Below are 16,933 nucleotides of genomic sequence, written 5' to 3'. Positions count from 1 at the left end.
AGCTGGCGATCGCCGCTAGCGGTAGCCTGGACTTTTTCAGCTGCGTGTATATCGGGGAAGGACCTGGCCGCTAAGGCCGATGATTGATGAACCGGAAAAACGTGATTCGCACCATCACGGCAATTGCTGTCGTGGTGCTGCTCGGTTGGTCGTTCTTCTACTTCAGCGACGACACCCGCGGCTATAAGCCCGTCGACACGTCTGTGGCGATGTCCCAGATCAACGGCGACAACGTCAAAAGCGCGCAAATCGACGACCGCGAACAGCAACTGCGATTGACCCTGAAGAAGGGCAATGGTGACACCGATAATTCCGACAAGGTCATCACCAAGTTTCCCAGCGGCTACGCGGTCGACCTGTTCAACGCGCTGAGCGCCAAGAACGCGAAGGTCAGCACGGTCGTCAACCAGGGCAGCATCCTGGGCGAGCTGCTGGTCTACGTCCTGCCGCTATTGCTGCTGGTGGGGCTGTTCGTGATGTTCTCCCGCATGCAGGGCGGCGCCCGGATGGGCTTCGGCTTCGGCAAGTCGCGCGCCAAACAGCTCTCCAAGGACATGCCCAAGACCACGTTCGCCGACGTCGCCGGCGTCGACGAGGCGGTCGAGGAGCTCTACGAGATCAAGGACTTCCTGCAGAACCCCGGCCGCTACCAGGCGCTGGGCGCCAAGATCCCCAAGGGTGTGCTGCTCTACGGCCCGCCGGGAACCGGTAAGACGCTGCTGGCCCGCGCGGTCGCCGGGGAGGCCGGTGTCCCGTTCTTCACGATTTCGGGCTCCGACTTCGTCGAGATGTTCGTCGGCGTCGGTGCTTCCCGCGTCCGCGACCTGTTCGATCAGGCCAAGCAGAACAACCCCTGCATCATCTTCGTCGACGAGATCGACGCCGTGGGCCGCCAGCGCGGCGCGGGCCTGGGCGGCGGGCACGACGAGCGCGAGCAGACGCTGAACCAGTTGCTGGTCGAGATGGACGGATTCGACCCGCGGGCCGGCGTCATCCTGATCGCGGCCACCAACCGGCCGGACATCCTGGACCCGGCGCTGCTGCGTCCCGGCCGCTTCGACCGGCAGATCCCGGTGTCCAACCCGGACCTGGCGGGTCGCAAAGCGGTGCTGGAGGTGCACTCCAAGGGCAAGCCGATCGGCCCGGACGCCGACCTCGCCGGGCTGGCCAAGCGCACCGTCGGCATGACCGGCGCCGACCTGGCCAACGTCATCAACGAGGCCGCGCTGCTGACCGCCCGCGAGAACGGCACCGTCATCACCAGCGCCGCGCTGGAGGAAGCGGTGGACCGGGTGATCGGCGGCCCGCGCCGCAAGGGCCGGATCATCAGCGAGCAGGAAAAGAAGATCACCGCGTATCACGAGGGCGGCCACACACTGGCGGCCTGGGCGATGCCCGACATCGAGCCCATCTACAAGGTGACGATCCTGGCGCGTGGACGCACCGGCGGGCATGCGGTGGCGGTGCCGGAGGAAGACAAGGGCCTGCGGACCCGCTCGGAGATGATCGCGCAGTTGGTGTTCGCGATGGGCGGGCGTGCCGCCGAGGAACTGGTCTTCCGCGAGCCGACGACCGGCGCGGTGTCCGACATCGAGCAGGCCACCAAGATCGCGCGCGCGATGGTGACCGAATTCGGGATGAGCTCCAAACTCGGTGCCGTCAAATACGGTTCGGAGCACGGCGACCCGTTCCTGGGCCGCACCATGGGGACGCAGGCGGACTACTCGCACGAGGTTGCCCGCGATATCGATGACGAGATCCGCAAGCTGATCGAGGCCGCCCACACCGAGGCGTGGGAGATCCTCACCGAATACCGCGACATTCTCGACATTCTGGCGGGCGAACTGCTGGAAAAGGAAACTTTGCACCGGGCCGAGCTGGAGGGCATTTTCTCCGGAGTCGAAAAGCGGCCCAGGCTAACCATGTTCGACGATTTCGGCGGCCGCATTCCGTCGGACAAACCGCCGATCAAGACGCCGGGCGAGCTGGCCATCGAGCGTGGCGAGCCCTGGCCGCCGCCGACCCCAGAGCCGGCCTTCAAGGCGGCCATCGCGCGGGCCAGCGAGGCAGCTGCCGCCGCCCGGGTGGCGGCGGACCGAAATGCCAACAGCGGCAACGGGTTTCATGGAGCTCAAGACAGCGGTAATCGTCAGGGGGAGCAGCAGGGGCCCACCCAACCCGACTACGGCGCGCCGGCCGGCTGGCGCGCGCCGGGATGGCCGCCGCAGCAACAGCAGCCGAACAACTGGCATCCGCCCGCGCAGCCGCCCTACTGGCAGCAGCCGGCACGCGGTTACCCGGGCCCGCAGGGCTACCCCGGCCAGCAGGGCCACCCCGGCGGTCAGCAAAGTTATCCCGGTCAGCAGGGCGGCGCGGGTCACTCCGGTCAGGCGCGTCCCGCCTATCCGCCGTATCCGCCGTATCCGCCGCCCGGCCAACCCGCCCCGGAGGGCGGCTCGCCCGACCGGCAGGATGACGACGTAAGCCGGTCCAACCCGCCGGCTCACGGCTGAGCAAACGGAGGATTCGATGGCCTTACGCGGTTTGGGGCCGAATACCACGGTGCCCACGACGCGGGAGTTCGATCAGGAGCGCGCCGAAGCCGCGGTCCGCGAGTTGCTGCACGCGATCGGCGAAGACCCCGACCGGGACGGCCTGCGGGAAACTCCGGCGCGCGTAGCCCGCGCCTACCGCGAGATGTTCGCCGGGCTCTACACCGATCCAGACAGCGTGCTGAACACCATGTTCGACGAGGACCATGACGAACTGGTGCTGGTCAAGGAGATCCCGCTGTACTCCACGTGTGAGCACCACCTGGTGGCGTTCCACGGCGTGGCCCACGTCGGCTACATCCCGGGCAACGAGGGCCGGGTCACCGGCCTGTCGAAGATCGCGCGGCTGGTCGACCTGTACTCCAAACGGCCCCAGGTGCAGGAGCGGCTCACCAGCCAGATCGCCGACGCCCTGGTGAAAAAGCTCAATCCGCGCGGCGTGATCGTCGTGGTCGAGGCCGAGCACCTGTGTATGGCGATGCGCGGCGTCCGCAAGCCGGGAGCGGTCACCACCACCTCCGCGGTGCGCGGTCTGTTCAAAACCAACGCAGCTTCTCGAGCCGAGGCGCTCGACCTGATCCTGCGTAAGTGAGTCTGGCGCCTGTGCAGGTGATGGGGGTTCTGAACGTCACTGACGATTCGTTCTCCGACGGCGGCCGCTATCTCGATCCGGACAAGGCCGTGGCCCAGGGTTTGGCCCTGGTCGCCGAGGGCGCCGACATCGTCGACGTCGGGGGAGAGTCGACCCGGCCCGGCGCCACGCGGATCGATCCTCGCGTCGAGACATCCCGGGTCGTCCCCGTCGTCAAAGAGCTTGCGGCACAAGGAATCACCGTCAGCATCGACACCATGCACGCCGACGTCGCGCGGGCGGCGCTGTGCGCCGGGGCGCGGATCGTCAACGACGTGTCCGGCGGCCGCGCCGATCCCGCGATGGCGCCGCTGCTCGCCGACGCGAAAGTGCCCTGGGTGCTGATGCATTGGCGTTCGGTGTCGGCCGAGCGGCCGCACACGGCGCCGCACTACCGCGACGTGGTCGCCGAGGTGCGCGACGAGCTGCTGGCCAGTGTCGACGCCGCGGTGTCCGCCGGTGTCGACCCCGCCCGGCTGATGATCGATCCCGGACTGGGATTCGCCAAGACGGGACAACACAATTGGGCGCTGCTGCATGCTCTGCCGCAGTTGGTCGCCACCGGCATCCCGGTGCTCCTGGGTGCATCGCGCAAGCGGTTCCTCGGTACGTTGTTAGCCGGGGCCGATGGTTCGCCGCGACCGCCCGATGGGCGTGAGACGGCCACCGCGGTGGTGTCCGCGCTGGCCGCACTGCACGGGGCCTGGGGGGTGCGTGTGCACGATGTGCGGGCCACGGTCGATGCCCTCAAGGTCGTAGCGGCCTGGACCGACGGGTCGCACACGGAACTGGCTGGAGACGATGGCTGATCGAATCGAGTTGCGCGGATTGAAGGTTCGCGGACAACACGGGGTTTTCGACCACGAGCGAGCCAACGGTCAGGACTTCGTCGTCGACATCACCGTGTGGATCGACCTCGCCGGCGCCGGCGCCAGCGACGAACTCGCCGACACCTACGACTACGGCGCGCTGGCCCAGTTGGCCGCCGACGTGGTGGCCGGGCCGGCGCGCAATCTGATCGAAACCGTCGGAGCCCAGATCGCCGATGAGGTGATGGACGACGAACGCGTGCACGCCGTCGAGGTGGTGGTGCACAAGCCGCAGGCCCCGATCCTGCAGCGGTTCGCCGACGTCGCGGTGGTGGTGCGACGGTCGCGCCGCGGCGGCCGCGGTTCGGTGGTCCCGGCGGGTGGGTCGATATGACGCGCGACGACAACGACGACGCCGGCTCGGCCGGGATCGTGAGGGTACCGCCCGCTTGCGGGGGAGAGTGGCGCCGATGACCAGAGTGGTGCTGTCCATCGGCTCCAACCTGGGTGACCGGCTGGCGCGGTTGCAGTCGGTCGTCGACGGGCTCGGGGAGAAGGTGCTCGCCGTGTCGCCGGTGTACGAGACCGACCCCTGGGGCCGGGTGGACCAGGCGCCGTTTCTCAACGCGGTTCTGATCGCCGACGACCCGGCCTGCGACGGACAGGGCTGGCTGCGCCGTGCGCAGGAATTCGAGCGAGCGGCGGGCCGCGTGCGCGGCGAGCGCTGGGGCCCGCGCACCCTCGACGTCGACCTGATCGCCTGCTACGGCCCCACCGAGGTGATCTCCCGGGAGAACAACCTGACCTTGCCGCATCCGCTGGCCCACCTGCGGGCGTTCGTGCTCATCCCATGGCTGGATGTCGACCCGGACGCGCAGTTGACGCTGGCCGACGGGCCGCAGCCGGCCGCCGGCCTGCTGGCCCAGCTGGAAGCGGCCGACCGGGACGGCGTGCGCCCCACCAGCCTGACGCTTCGGCCGAACGGGAAGCCGCCGGGCGATCAGGGGCCGGCGGCCTGATGGGGCCCACCCGCAAGCGTGACCTGACCGCCGCGGTGGTCGGCGCGGCCATTGTGGGGTATCTGCTGGTCAAGGGCCTCTACCGGTGGTTTCCGCCGATCACGGTGTGGACCGGCCTGTCGCTGCTGGCGGTGGCCGTCGTCGAGGCGCTGTGGGCGCGCTACGTGCGGGCCAGGATCAGCGAGGGCGAAATCGGGTCCGGCCCGGGTTGGCTGCACCCGCTTGCGGTGGCGCGCAGCCTGATGGTCGCCAAGGCCTCGGCCTGGGTGGGTGCGGTGATGCTGGGCTGGTGGGTCGGCATCCTGGTGTATTTTCTGCCGCGCAAGTCCTGGTTGCGGGCCGCCGCCGAGGACACCTCGGGGACCGTGGTCGCGGCCGTCAGTGCGCTGGCGCTGCTGATTGCCGCGCTGTGGCTGCAACATTGCTGCAAGTCACCGCCGGATCCGACTGAGCACGGCGAGGGCGCGGAAACCTAGCCCTGTGCCACGATTGCCGGCGGGCGGCGGTCGAGTAACTCCGGCGGCCCCGCGGATAACCCGCGCGAGAATCGCCGGACCCGCGCGACACGCTGAATGACCTCGCGCAGGTACTCTCAGGCCATGACCGTTCTGTCCCGCGGCGCCCGGGTGCGGCGCGGCGGCCGCAGGCCGGGGTGGGTGCTCTTGACCGCGTTGCTGGTCCTCGCGATGGGGGCCAGTTCCGCATTGGTTTTCACCAATCGGGTGGAACTCCTCAAGCTCGCTGTAATCCTGGCGCTGTGGGCCGCAGTCGCCGGCGCCTTCGTTTCCGTGCTCTACCGGCGCCAAAGCGACGCCGATCAGTCCCGGGTCCGTGACCTCAAGCTGGTCTACGACCTGCAGCTGGACCGCGAGATCTCGGCTCGGCGTGAATACGAGCTGACCGTCGAGTCCCAGCTGCGCCGCGAGCTGGCCTCCGAGCTGCGCGCCCAGGCCGCCGACGATCTGGCCGAGTTGCGCGCGGAACTCTCCTCCTTACGGACCAGCCTGGAAATCCTGTTCGACACCGACCTCGCGCACCGCCCGGCCCTCGGCGGCACGCCAGAGGCCGAGCCGCAACCGGAGCGCGCGTACAGCGAGTGGGATCGCAACGGCGAGAACCCCCGCGACACCCCGGTCGATTGGGTGTCCAGCGACCGGGTGACGTCGGTGCCGCAGGACAACGCCGGCCGCGCCGACGACGCCATCATCGACGTGCCCGAGGAACCGCTGATTCCGCCGCGACAGCAGCCACCGCCTCGGCGGGAGCGGGTCCGTAACCAGTACGCCCACGACCCGGCGTACGCCCAGGACCCGGCATACGCCGAAGAGCCCGCGTACGCAGAGGAGTCCCCGTATGCGGGACCGGCGGAGCCGCGCTTCGAGCCGCGTCACCAACCGCCGCCCGCGCCCGCGGCCCAGTTCCAGCCGGAACCGCAGCCGGAGCCCGCACCGCGGCCCGAACCGGAGCCGGCGCCGGAAGCGCAGCGACAGCCCCAGGCGGAGTGGCCGGGTCAGGGTTGGCAGCCGTCCGCCGCGGAGGGCCAGTGGTTGCCGCCCGGCGCCCCGGGCAGCAATTGGGCCGGTGGCGATACCCAGCCGGAATCGGCCGGTGGACGGCGGCGTGCCCGGCATTCGGGCGTTGACGAGGCCTGGGATGGCCCGCCCGCCGAGCCGGTGCCACCACCGCCGTACGGCGACTCCGGTAGCCGGGCGCGCTCGCGCCACTCTGCGGAGTACCGCGACTACGGGGTGCGCAACTTCTCGCCCACCAACGAGCCGCCGGCCGGACCGCCCCCGCCGGCCGCCGCGACGCCGCCACCCCCGCCGCCGGCTCCCCCGACGCACCCGGGACCGGCCGCCGGCGCGCCCCCGCCACCACGCCTGGCGCCGCCGCCCACCCCGGAGCAGGCGCCCCGGCACGGCGGTGACCCGCAAGAGGACGGCGACGGCACGGGCGACGGCAGCGCCACGGGCGGCCAGTCGGTGGCCGACCTGCTGGCCCGCCTGCAGGTTCAGCCCTCCGAGGGCGGCCGGCGCCGTCGCCGCGAGGGCTGAGCTGGGAGCTTCCTCACATTGGGTGATGCCTGGTAATCGACTACAGTCTTAGTGACCGAACGGTACCCACGAAGTGGGACCGGAACGAAACAAGATATCTGTGAGGTCGTCTGCGATGGTGCAGTTCGACGGTCTGCGCCCCGCTCGGCTCAAGGTGGGAATCATCTCGGCCGGCCGGGTCGGCACCGCGCTCGGTGTCGCGCTGGAGCGCGCGGACCATGTCGTGGTGGCGTGTAGCGCCATCTCCCATGCGTCGCGGCAGCGCGCGCAACGCCGGCTGCCCGACACCCCGGTGGCGACGCCGCCGGACGTGGCCGCCGGTGCCGAGTTGCTGCTGCTCGCGGTCCCCGACAGCGAACTCGCCGGGCTGGTGTCCGGTTTGGCCGCGACGTCGGCGGTGCGGCCCGGAACCATCGTGGTCCACACGTCCGGCGCCAACGGGATCGGCATTCTCGAGCCGCTGGCCCGGGACGGCTGCATCCCGCTGGCGATCCACCCGGCGATGACGTTCACCGGGTCGGACGAGGACATCAGCCGCCTGGCGGACTCCTGCTTCGGCGTGACCGCCGCCGACGAAATCGGGTACGCGATCGGGCAATCGCTGGTCCTGGAGATGGGCGGCGAACCGTTCTGCGTCGCCGAGGACGCCCGCACGCTGTACCACGCCGCACTGGCCCACGCCGGCAACCACCTGGTGACCGTGCTCGCCGACGCGCTGGACGCGCTGCGCGCCGCGCTGCGCGGCAGCGAACTGCTCGGCCAACAGTCCGTCGACGACCAGCCGGGCGGCATCGCCGAACGGATCATCGGCCCGCTGGCCAGGGCCGCGCTGGAGAACACCCTGCAGCGCGGGCAGGCCGCGCTCACCGGTCCGGTCGCGCGCGGCGATGCGGCCGCGGTCGCGGGGCATCTGGCCGCGCTGGCTCAGGTCGGGCCGGAATTGGCGCAGGCGTACCGGGTGAACGCCTTGCGGACCGCCCAGCGCGCGCACGCCCCCCAGGAGGTCGTGGAGGTCCTGGCGCCATGAGACCCGGCAAGCCACCGGCCTTCACAGCGGGCGACCTCAACGTCTACTCCGCCCCGCGCGATGTCGCCGACGTCAGCCGCGCCCTGCGCCACACCGGGCGCCGGGTGATGTTGGTGCCCACCATGGGCGCACTGCACGACGGGCACCTGGCGCTGGTGCGCGCGGCCAAGCGGGTGCCCGGCGCGGTGGTGGTGGTGTCGATCTTCGTCAACCCGCTGCAGTTCGGCGCCGGTGAGGACCTCGACGCCTACCCGCGGACCCTGGATGACGACGTCGCACTGCTGCGCTCCGAAGGCGTCGAAATCGCCTTCACCCCAACGGCCGCCGCGATGTATCCGCACGGTCTGCGCACCACCGTGCAGCCGGGTCCGCTGGCCGCCGAGCTGGAGGGCGCCGTCCGGCCGACCCATTTCGCCGGCATGCTCACCGTCGTGTGCAAGCTGCTGCAGATCGTGCGACCGGACCGGATCTTCTTCGGCGAGAAGGATTATCAGCAGCTGGTGATGGTGCGCCAGATGGTCGCCGACCTCAACATCGACGCACAGGTGGTCGGGGTGCCGACGGTCCGGGAATCCGACGGCTTGGCGATGTCGTCGCGCAACCGCTACCTGGACGCCACGCAACGCGAGCTGGCCGTGACACTTTCGGCTGCGCTGACGGCGGGAGCGCACGCCGCCCACCACGGCGGCGCGGCCGCGCTGGCCGCGGCGCGCACGGTGCTCGACGCCGCGCCCGACCTCACCGTCGACTACCTCGAATTGCGCGACGCCGGGCTCGGCCCGGCGCCCGCCAACGGTTCGGCCCGGCTGCTGGTTGCGGCCCGGCTGGGCGCCACCAGGCTGCTGGACAACATCGAAATGCAGATCGAAACACCCGCCGGCACCGCTGGGCCGGACGGACACCACGAATACGCCCAATCACCTTGGAGGAATTGATGTTACGGACGATGCTCAGGTCGAAGATCCACCGCGCCACCGTCACGCAGGCCGACCTGCACTACGTCGGCTCGGTGACCATCGACGCCGATCTGATGGATGCCGCGGACCTGCTCGAGGGCGAACAGGTCACCATCGTCGACATCGACAACGGCGCCCGGCTGGTCACCTACGCGATCACCGGCGAGCGCGGCAGCGGTGTGATCGGAATCAACGGTGCGGCAGCACATCTCGTCCACCCGGGCGACCTGGTGATTCTGATCGCCTACGGGACCATGGAAGAGGCGGAGGCGCGGGCGTACCAGCCGCGGATCGTCTTCGTCGACGCCGACAACAAGCCGATCGACTTCGGCCACGATCCGGCATTCGTGCCCGCCGACGCGGCCGAACTACTGGATCCCCGGATCGTTGCGCGGTAGCCGTGCTGCTCGCGATCGACGTCCGTAACACCCACACCGTCGTCGGGCTGATATCGGGATCCAAGGAGCACGCAAACGTCGTGCAGCAATGGCGGATTCGCACCGAAGCGGAGATCACCGCCGACGAATTGGCGCTGACCATCGACGGCCTCATCGGCGACGACTCCGAACGGCTCACCGGCGCCGCGGCGCTGTCCACCGTGCCCTCGGTGCTGCACGAGGTGCGGGTGATGCTGGACCAGTACTGGCCCTCGGTGCCGCACGTGCTGATCGAGCCCGGGGTGCGCACCGGAATCCCGCTGCTCGTCGACAACCCCAAGGAAGTCGGTGCCGACCGAATCGTCAACTGCCTGGCGGCTTTCCATCGGTTCAACAGCCCCGCCATCGTCATCGACTTCGGATCCTCGATCTGCGTGGACGTCGTGTCGGCCAAGGGTGAATTCCTCGGCGGTGCGATCGCGCCCGGATTGCAGGTGTCCTCCGACGCCGCGGCGGCGCGCTCGGCCGCGCTGCGCCGGGTGGAGCTGACCCGCCCGCGTTCGGTGGTCGGCAAGAACACCGTCGAGTGCATGCAGGCGGGTGCGGTGTTCGGTTTCGCCGGGCTGGTCGACGGCTTGGTGGGGCGCATCCGCGAGGACGTGGCTGGGTTTGCCGGCGACGACGTCGCGATCATCGCCACCGGCCACACCGCGCCGCTACTGCTGCCAGAGCTGCAGACCGTCAGCCACTACGACCAGCACCTGACCCTGCACGGGCTGCGGCTGATCTTCGAACGCAACCGCGACGCCCAGCGCGGCCGGCTGAAGACGGCGCGCTGACACACCGGCTGTGCGCCGCAGCGCGCAGGCAAAGCCGTCGGCGCTGCCTCAAAGCCCGGTCCTTTAAGCTGGCACGTCGTGAGTGCCGACGATCTGGATATTCCCGAGCAGTACCGAATTCGCCGCGATAAACGCGCTCGGCTGCTCGCCGAGGGGCACGACCCCTACCCGGTCGCCGTCGAACGCACCCACACGCTGGCCCAGGTCCGTGCCGCCCATCCCGATCTGCCGGTAGACACCGCGACCGACGACTTCGTCGGCGTCGCCGGCCGGGTGATCTTTGCCCGCAACTCCGGCAAACTCTGCTTCGCCACCCTTCAGGAGGGCGACGGCACCACGCTGCAGGTGATGATCAGCCTCGACAAGGTCGGCCAGCAATCCCTCGATGCGTGGAAGGCCGACGTAGACCTGGGTGACATCGTCTACGTGCACGGCAACGTGATCAGCTCACGGCGCGGCGAATTGTCCGTGCTGGCCGACTCCTGGCAGATGGCGTCCAAGTCGCTGCGTCCGCTGCCCGTCGCGCACAAGGACATGAGCGAAGAGGCGCGGGTGCGCCAGCGCTACGTCGACCTGATCGTGCGTCCACAGGCGCGCACCGTGGCGCGGCAGCGGATCGCCGTCACCCGCGCCATACGCAACGCACTGGAACGGCGCGGGTTTCTCGAAGTCGAAACCCCAATGTTGCAGACGCTCGCCGGTGGCGCGGCCGCGCGGCCGTTCATCACACATTCCAATGCACTGGACATCGATCTCTACTTGAGGATCGCACCGGAACTGTTCCTCAAGCGGTGCGTCGTCGGCGGTTTTGACCGGGTTTTCGAACTAAATCGAGTGTTCCGAAACGAAGGTGCGGATTCCACCCATTCTCCGGAATTTTCCATGCTGGAGACCTACCAGGCGTACGGAACCTATGACGATTCGGCAGTAGTGACGCGTGAGCTTATTCAAGAGGTGGCCGACGAGGCGATCGGAACCCGACAACTTCCGCTGCCCGACGGCAGCGTCTACGACATAGACGGGGAATGGGCTTCGATACAAATGTACCCGTCACTGTCGTCGGCACTCGGTGATGAGATCACGCCTGAGACGTCTGTCGAACAACTGCTCGCAATCGCCGATCGGCTCGGCGTCGAGATTCCCGCCAACCGGGGCTATGGACATGGAAAAATCGTCGAGGAACTGTGGGAGCACACGGTGGGCAACGCGCTCGTCGCGCCGGTGTTCGTGAGGGATTTCCCGGTCGAGACAACGCCTTTGACGCGTCAGCACCGCAGCATCGCGGGTGTCACCGAGAAGTGGGACCTGTATGTGCGTGGTGTCGAACTCGCCACCGGGTATTCGGAATTGAATGATCCAGTGGTACAGCGAGAGAGGTTCGCCGCGCAAGCGCGTGCCGCCGCGGCGGGCGACGACGAAGCCATGGTGCTCGACGAGGATTTCCTTGCAGCACTCGAGTATGGGATGCCGCCATGTACGGGAACGGGAATGGGTATCGACAGGTTGTTGATGACATTGACCGGTCTGTCAATTCGAGAGACAGTTTTGTTCCCGATTGTTCGTCCGCACTCGTAGTTGAAAGTTTGCAACTGTGCGGCTTCCGTACAGATTGAGTATGCTTCGCTGTTATGGCAGATTGGTGACCGGGGAGGTCCGATCCAATCTGCTCAGTAACCGCTCAGGACGAAATGCGAGGGTAAGCCAATGGCAAAAAAAGTGACCGTCACCTTGGTCGATGATTTCGACGGTGCCGGCGCGGCCGACGAAACGGTGGAATTCGGGCTTGACGGGGTGACCTACGAGATTGATCTTTCGTCCAAGAATGCCGCGAAACTGCGCGGCGATCTGAAGCAATGGGTGGAAGCCGGTCGCCGTGTCGGCGGCCGCCGCCGTGGGCGTTCCGGCACGGGCCGTGGCCGCGGCGCGATCGACCGTGAGCAGAGCGCGGCCATCCGCGAATGGGCCCGCCGTAACGGGCACAACGTGTCGACGCGGGGCCGCATCCCGGCCGACGTGATCGACGCATTCCACGCCGCCACCTAGCACTTTTCAAACCGGCGTCCGGGCCCCAGGCCTGGGCGCCGGTTTGTCGTTTCGCTGGGCGCGAAATAATCGTCTGGCGGCTTGCGGAAACGAATTGGAAGTCCGCGACGTTTCTTCAGTTACGGCGCGCAACGGCGCTGGCAGTCGCAGATGAGATTGGCCCCGGAAAGACCGGGCACGGTCCGCAGCGAAGAACGCACGGCAAGGTTAGGCCCGCTGGCAAGCCGACCATTAGAGTGGAGGCAGGTACGCGATTCCGGCCACAGGAACCGGCACTGGGCCGCCAACAGGTTTGTACCGATGTAAGGGAGAGCAGGTAACCCGATGTTTGAAAGATTCACCGACCGAGCACGGCGGGTGGTCGTCCTGGCGCAAGAAGAGGCCCGGATGCTCAACCACAACTACATCGGCACCGAGCACATCCTGCTGGGTTTGATTCACGAGGGTGAAGGCGTCGCGGCGAAGTCGCTGGAGTCGTTGGGCATCTCGCTTGAGGGCGTTCGCAGCCAGGTCGAGGAGATCATCGGCCAGGGCCAGCAGGCCCCGTCGGGTCACATTCCGTTCACGCCCCGTGCCAAGAAGGTCCTCGAGCTGAGCCTGCGCGAGGCGCTGCAGCTCGGCCACAACTACATCGGTACCGAGCACATTTTGCTGGGCCTGATCCGCGAGGGTGAGGGCGTTGCCGCGCAGGTGCTGGTGAAGCTGGGCGCCGAACTGACCCGGGTGCGCCAGCAGGTGATCCAGTTGCTGAGTGGCTACCAGGGCAAGGAGGCCGCGGAGGCCGGCACCGGTGGCCGCGGCGGCGAATCCGGCAGCCCGTCCACCTCGCTGGTGCTCGACCAGTTCGGCCGCAACCTGACGGCGGCCGCGATGGAAGGCAAGCTGGACCCCGTCATCGGCCGCGAGAAGGAAATCGAGCGGGTGATGCAGGTGTTGAGCCGGCGCACCAAGAACAACCCGGTGCTGATCGGCGAGCCCGGTGTCGGTAAGACCGCCGTCGTCGAGGGCCTGGCGCAGGCGATCGTGCACGGCCAGGTTCCCGAGACGCTGAAGGACAAGCAGCTCTACACGCTGGACCTGGGTTCGCTGGTGGCGGGCAGCCGTTACCGCGGTGATTTCGAGGAGCGCCTGAAGAAGGTGCTCAAGGAGATCAACACCCGCGGCGACATCATCCTGTTCATCGACGAGCTGCACACCCTGGTGGGTGCGGGCGCGGCCGAGGGTGCGATCGACGCCGCGAGCATCTTGAAGCCCAAGCTGGCCCGCGGCGAGCTGCAGACCATCGGCGCGACCACCCTTGACGAGTACCGCAAATACATCGAGAAGGACGCCGCGCTGGAGCGCCGCTTCCAGCCGGTGCAGGTGGGTGAGCCGACGGTGGCCCACACCATCGAGATCCTCAAGGGATTGCGGGACCGGTACGAGGCCCACCACCGGGTGTCGATCAGCGACTCTGCGATCGTGGCCGCGGCCACCCTGGCCGACCGCTACATCAACGACCGGTTCCTGCCCGACAAGGCGATCGACCTGATCGACGAGGCCGGTGCCCGGATGCGGATCCGCCGCATGACCGCGCCGCCAGACCTGCGTGAGTTCGACGAGAAGATCGCCGATGCGCGCCGGGAGAAGGAATCGGCGATCGACGCTCAGGACTTCGAGAAGGCCGCGAGCCTACGGGACCGGGAGAAGCAACTGGTCGCGCAGCGGGCCGAGCGTGAAAAGCAGTGGCGCTCAGGCGACATGGACGTTGTCGCCGAAGTGGACGACAACGAGATCGCCGAGGTGCTGGGCAATTGGACCGGTATCCCGGTGTTCAAGCTCACCGAGGCCGAGACCACCCGGTTGCTGCGCATGGAGGACGAGCTGCACAAGCGGATCATCGGCCAGGTCGATGCCGTCAAGGCTGTCTCCAAGGCGATCCGCCGCACCCGCGCGGGGCTGAAAGACCCCAAGCGCCCGTCGGGTTCGTTCATCTTCGCCGGCCCGTCGGGTGTCGGTAAGACCGAGCTGTCCAAGGCGCTGGCCAACTTCCTGTTCGGCGACGACGACGCGCTCATCCAGATCGACATGGGTGAGTTCCACGACCGGTTCACCGCGTCGCGGTTGTTCGGTGCCCCGCCCGGATACGTCGGCTACGAGGAGGGCGGCCAGCTCACCGAGAAGGTGCGGCGCAAGCCGTTCTCGGTGGTGCTGTTCGACGAGATCGAGAAGGCCCACCAGGAGATCTACAACAGCCTGTTGCAGGTGCTCGAGGACGGCCGGCTCACCGACGGTCAGGGCCGCACGGTCGACTTCAAGAACACCGTGCTGATCTTCACCTCGAACCTCGGCACGTCGGACATCTCCAAGCCGGTGGGCCTGGGCTTCACCCAGGGCGGCGGCGACAACAACTACGAGCGGATGAAGCAGAAGGTCAACGACGAGCTGAAGAAGCACTTCCGCCCGGAGTTCCTCAACCGCATCGACGACATCATCGTCTTCCACCAGTTGACCCGCGACGAGATCATCCAGATGGTCGACCTGATGATCGAACGCGTCGGCAAGCAGCTCAAGGCCAAGGACATGTCGATGGAGTTGACCGACAAGGCCAAGGCGTTGCTGGCCAAGCGCGGCTTCGACCCGGTGCTGGGTGCCCGTCCGCTGCGGCGCACCATCCAGCGCGAGATCGAGGACCAGCTCTCCGAGAAGATCCTCTTCGAGGAGATCGGCCCGGGCCAGGTCGTCACCGTCGACGTGGACGACTGGGATGGCGAAAGCGCCGGCGAGAACGCGAAGTTCACCTTCACCGGAACCCGCAAGCCGCCGGCTGAGCCGGACCTGGCTAAAGCCGGAGCGCACAGCGCCGCCGATCCGGGACCGGACGCGCAGTAGCAGGCCAACAGAAAACGGGCGGTTAGTCTCAGTCGGACTACCGCCCGTTTTCGCTGCGCCCTACACTGACCGTTGTCATCGACGTGTAACGGAATCTGGTGAAAGTCCAGAACGGTCGCGCCACTGTCCAAAGTCAGACCCGAGACTCGTCATACCCAGCGGGGACGCGTTATCCCCAGAAGGAGTCGATTGTGTCCCACCCGCAGCTAACCGGCAGCCGCACCCGACCCGTCGACCTGTCCGCGGCACGCACCGCGCTCTGGTTCGCCGCGACCGTCTTCCTCGCGTTGCTGGCGCTGTACTTCGTCGGCATCGACCAGGGTGCGGTCTCGCTGTTCGGCAGCGACTCGCACGTGCACGAGTTCGTGCACGACGCACGGCACCTTCTCGGCTTCCCCTGCCACTGACCCGATCTCGTGGAGAAACGCCTGATCGGGGGCGGTCTTCTGGCGGGTGCTGTCGGCGCGGTGCTGGCGTTCGTCTTCGCCCGCCTGTGCGCCGAGCCCGTCATTGGCCGCGCAATCGCTTTTGAAGACGGCCGCACCGACGCCGAGAACGCGCACGGCGTGCACGAGCACGGCGCCGAGTTGTTCACCCGCGGCGTGCAGTCCGGTCCCGGGCTGGGATTCGGTGTGCTGATCTTCGGCCTCGCCATGGGTGCGCTGTTCGCCGTACTGTTCAGCGTCGTCTATGCGCGGATGGAAACCGGTCAGCCGCAAGCGCTTTCGCTGCTGTTGGCGGCGGGGGCATTCGGGGCGGTGTACGTGGTGCCGTTCGTGAAGTATCCGCCGAACCCACCTGCGGTCGGCCAGGCCGACACGATCGGGGCGCGCACCGGCTGGTACCTGGTGATGGTGCTGGTGTCGGTGGCGCTGGCGATCGGCGCGCTCTGGTTGGCGCGGCGCCTCGCCGCCCGGTTCGGCGCGTGGAACGCGAGGCTGCTGGCGGCGGGCGCGTATCTGGTGGCGATCGTCGTGGTGGCGGTGCTGCTGCCGAGCGTGGACGAGACTCCCGAACCGCTGCGTGACGCCGCGGGGACGATCATCTATCCGGGGTTTCCCGCCAACGACCTCTACGAGTTCAGGTTGCTGTCGCTGGCCACCCAATTCGTGCTGTGGGCGGGCATCGGTCTGGTGTTCGCCACGATCAGCGGTCGGCTGCTTGGGGTGCCGGCGCGGGGCGGACGGGCGGCGAGCATCGCGGCGTGACCGAGGTCGCCCGGCTGACCCTGTTCTCGCATGGCATGACCGATGCCATGGCGGATGGGCGTTTTCCCGCCGACGAACCGCTGAACGCGATCGGCCGTCGCCAGGTCGAGGCGATGGCCGGCGTCGCCGGGGCCGCGCAGCGCCAGCTGTGCGGGCCCGAGCAGCGCGCCAGGCAGACCGCGAAACTGCTTGGGCTGCAAGCCGAAGTCGACCCGCGGCTGGCCGACCTCGACTGCGGACGGTGGCGCGGCGACGCGCCTGCGGCGCTGCCGCTCGCGGAAATCCAGGAGTGGCTAGGTCAACCGGGCGCCGCGCCACACGGTGGTGAGTCGATCGCCGACCTGATCTCGCGGGCTTCGCGGTGGCTGGAGTCATTGACCGCCAACCCATTACGCACGGTGGCGGTGACACACCCGGCGGTGATCCGCGCGGCGATCGTGGCGGCGCTGGACCTCGCCCCGGCGTCGTTTTGGCGGATCGATGTCGAGCCGGTCACCCGCGTCGTCCTGCACTTCCGGGACGGCCGGTGGACGCTGCGGTTGTGAGC

The 16,933-nt window shown here is 68.2% G+C and carries 17 protein-coding genes; all 17 read left to right on the top strand.

The window, feature by feature from the left end; genetic code table 11:
- Positions 1–86 precede the first annotated feature (86 nt).
- Entirely contained in the window at positions 87–2,513 is a 2,427-nt protein-coding gene (gene ftsH, locus ACZYVJ_RS12390) for an ATP-dependent zinc metalloprotease FtsH (protein WP_463831255.1), read from the top strand.
- 16 nt (positions 2,514–2,529) lie between these two features.
- Positions 2,530–3,144 (top strand): GTP cyclohydrolase I FolE, encoded by a 615-nt coding sequence (gene folE, locus ACZYVJ_RS12385; RefSeq protein WP_463831254.1) that lies wholly within the window; start codon positions 2,530–2,532, stop codon positions 3,142–3,144.
- Positions 3,141–3,992: a dihydropteroate synthase gene (folP, locus tag ACZYVJ_RS12380; RefSeq protein ID WP_463831253.1), complete on the top strand. Its 852-nt coding sequence runs from the start codon at positions 3,141–3,143 to the stop codon at positions 3,990–3,992. Before folE ends, folP begins: the two co-directional genes overlap by 4 nt.
- Positions 3,985–4,386, top strand: coding sequence for a dihydroneopterin aldolase (folB, locus tag ACZYVJ_RS12375; protein ID WP_463831252.1), 402 nt, complete (start codon positions 3,985–3,987; stop codon positions 4,384–4,386). The genes folP and folB overlap by 8 nt, the downstream gene beginning before the upstream one ends.
- Before the next feature lie 76 nt (positions 4,387–4,462).
- Positions 4,463–5,011, top strand: a complete 549-nt coding sequence (gene folK / locus ACZYVJ_RS12370; RefSeq protein ID WP_463831251.1) for a 2-amino-4-hydroxy-6-hydroxymethyldihydropteridine diphosphokinase — start codon at positions 4,463–4,465, stop codon at positions 5,009–5,011.
- The gene (locus ACZYVJ_RS12365; RefSeq protein ID WP_463831250.1) at positions 5,011–5,487 is read left to right on the top strand and encodes a DUF3180 domain-containing protein; all 477 of its coding nucleotides are present in this window, start codon (positions 5,011–5,013) and stop codon (positions 5,485–5,487) included. The genes folK and ACZYVJ_RS12365 overlap by 1 nt, the downstream gene beginning before the upstream one ends.
- Positions 5,488–5,610: 123 nt before the next feature.
- On the top strand, positions 5,611–7,065 hold the full coding sequence (locus ACZYVJ_RS12360) for a DUF6779 domain-containing protein (protein WP_463831249.1): 1,455 nt from the start codon (positions 5,611–5,613) through the stop codon (positions 7,063–7,065).
- Positions 7,066–7,180: 115 nt separating this feature from the next.
- Positions 7,181–8,092, top strand: a complete 912-nt coding sequence (locus tag ACZYVJ_RS12355; RefSeq protein ID WP_463831248.1) for a Rossmann-like and DUF2520 domain-containing protein — start codon at positions 7,181–7,183, stop codon at positions 8,090–8,092.
- Positions 8,089–9,027 (top strand): pantoate--beta-alanine ligase, encoded by a 939-nt coding sequence (gene panC, locus ACZYVJ_RS12350; RefSeq protein WP_463831247.1) that lies wholly within the window; start codon positions 8,089–8,091, stop codon positions 9,025–9,027. The genes ACZYVJ_RS12355 and panC overlap by 4 nt, the downstream gene beginning before the upstream one ends.
- Entirely contained in the window at positions 9,027–9,446 is a 420-nt protein-coding gene (gene panD, locus ACZYVJ_RS12345; RefSeq protein WP_463831246.1) for an aspartate 1-decarboxylase, read from the top strand. The genes panC and panD overlap by 1 nt, the downstream gene beginning before the upstream one ends.
- A gap of 2 nt (positions 9,447–9,448) precedes the next feature.
- Positions 9,449–10,264 (top strand): type III pantothenate kinase, encoded by an 816-nt coding sequence (locus ACZYVJ_RS12340; protein ID WP_463831245.1) that lies wholly within the window; start codon positions 9,449–9,451, stop codon positions 10,262–10,264.
- Positions 10,265–10,342: 78 nt separating this feature from the next.
- Positions 10,343–11,839 (top strand): lysine--tRNA ligase, encoded by a 1,497-nt coding sequence (gene lysS / locus ACZYVJ_RS12335; RefSeq protein WP_463831244.1) that lies wholly within the window; start codon positions 10,343–10,345, stop codon positions 11,837–11,839.
- 129 nt (positions 11,840–11,968) lie between these two features.
- Complete coding sequence (gene lsr2, locus ACZYVJ_RS12330) at positions 11,969–12,307, top strand: histone-like nucleoid-structuring protein Lsr2 (protein WP_007772320.1); 339 nt, start codon at positions 11,969–11,971, stop codon at positions 12,305–12,307.
- A 324-nt stretch (positions 12,308–12,631) separates the two neighbouring features.
- Complete coding sequence (gene clpC1, locus ACZYVJ_RS12325; protein WP_463831243.1) at positions 12,632–15,178, top strand: ATP-dependent protease ATP-binding subunit ClpC; 2,547 nt, start codon at positions 12,632–12,634, stop codon at positions 15,176–15,178.
- A 191-nt stretch (positions 15,179–15,369) separates the two neighbouring features.
- The gene (locus tag ACZYVJ_RS12320; protein ID WP_463831242.1) at positions 15,370–15,585 is read left to right on the top strand and encodes a CbtB domain-containing protein; all 216 of its coding nucleotides are present in this window, start codon (positions 15,370–15,372) and stop codon (positions 15,583–15,585) included.
- A gap of 9 nt (positions 15,586–15,594) precedes the next feature.
- On the top strand, positions 15,595–16,386 hold the full coding sequence (locus ACZYVJ_RS12315) for a CbtA family protein (protein ID WP_463831241.1): 792 nt from the start codon (positions 15,595–15,597) through the stop codon (positions 16,384–16,386).
- The gene (locus ACZYVJ_RS12310) at positions 16,383–16,931 is read left to right on the top strand and encodes a histidine phosphatase family protein (protein WP_463831240.1); all 549 of its coding nucleotides are present in this window, start codon (positions 16,383–16,385) and stop codon (positions 16,929–16,931) included. Before ACZYVJ_RS12315 ends, ACZYVJ_RS12310 begins: the two co-directional genes overlap by 4 nt.
- Positions 16,932–16,933: the final 2 nt, after the last annotated feature.

It is taken from the genome of Mycobacterium sp. IDUB_3 (assembly GCF_055419585.1).
Note: the sequence above shows the minus strand (reverse complement) of the source record. Positions and strands in the feature narration are given on the sequence as shown.

Coding starts and splice junctions, on each gene's coding strand:
- ftsH (WP_463831255.1), top strand. CDS start 87: ATGAACCGGAAAAACGTGATTCGCACCATCACGGCAATTGCTGTCGTG.
- folE (WP_463831254.1), top strand. CDS start 2,530: ATGGCCTTACGCGGTTTGGGGCCGAATACCACGGTGCCCACGACGCGG.
- folB (WP_463831252.1), top strand. CDS start 3,985: ATGGCTGATCGAATCGAGTTGCGCGGATTGAAGGTTCGCGGACAACAC.
- folK (WP_463831251.1), top strand. CDS start 4,463: ATGACCAGAGTGGTGCTGTCCATCGGCTCCAACCTGGGTGACCGGCTG.
- ACZYVJ_RS12365 (WP_463831250.1), top strand. CDS start 5,011: ATGGGGCCCACCCGCAAGCGTGACCTGACCGCCGCGGTGGTCGGCGCG.
- ACZYVJ_RS12360 (WP_463831249.1), top strand. CDS start 5,611: ATGACCGTTCTGTCCCGCGGCGCCCGGGTGCGGCGCGGCGGCCGCAGG.
- ACZYVJ_RS12355 (WP_463831248.1), top strand. CDS start 7,181: ATGGTGCAGTTCGACGGTCTGCGCCCCGCTCGGCTCAAGGTGGGAATC.
- panC (WP_463831247.1), top strand. CDS start 8,089: ATGAGACCCGGCAAGCCACCGGCCTTCACAGCGGGCGACCTCAACGTC.
- panD (WP_463831246.1), top strand. CDS start 9,027: ATGTTACGGACGATGCTCAGGTCGAAGATCCACCGCGCCACCGTCACG.
- lsr2 (WP_007772320.1), top strand. CDS start 11,969: ATGGCAAAAAAAGTGACCGTCACCTTGGTCGATGATTTCGACGGTGCC.
- clpC1 (WP_463831243.1), top strand. CDS start 12,632: ATGTTTGAAAGATTCACCGACCGAGCACGGCGGGTGGTCGTCCTGGCG.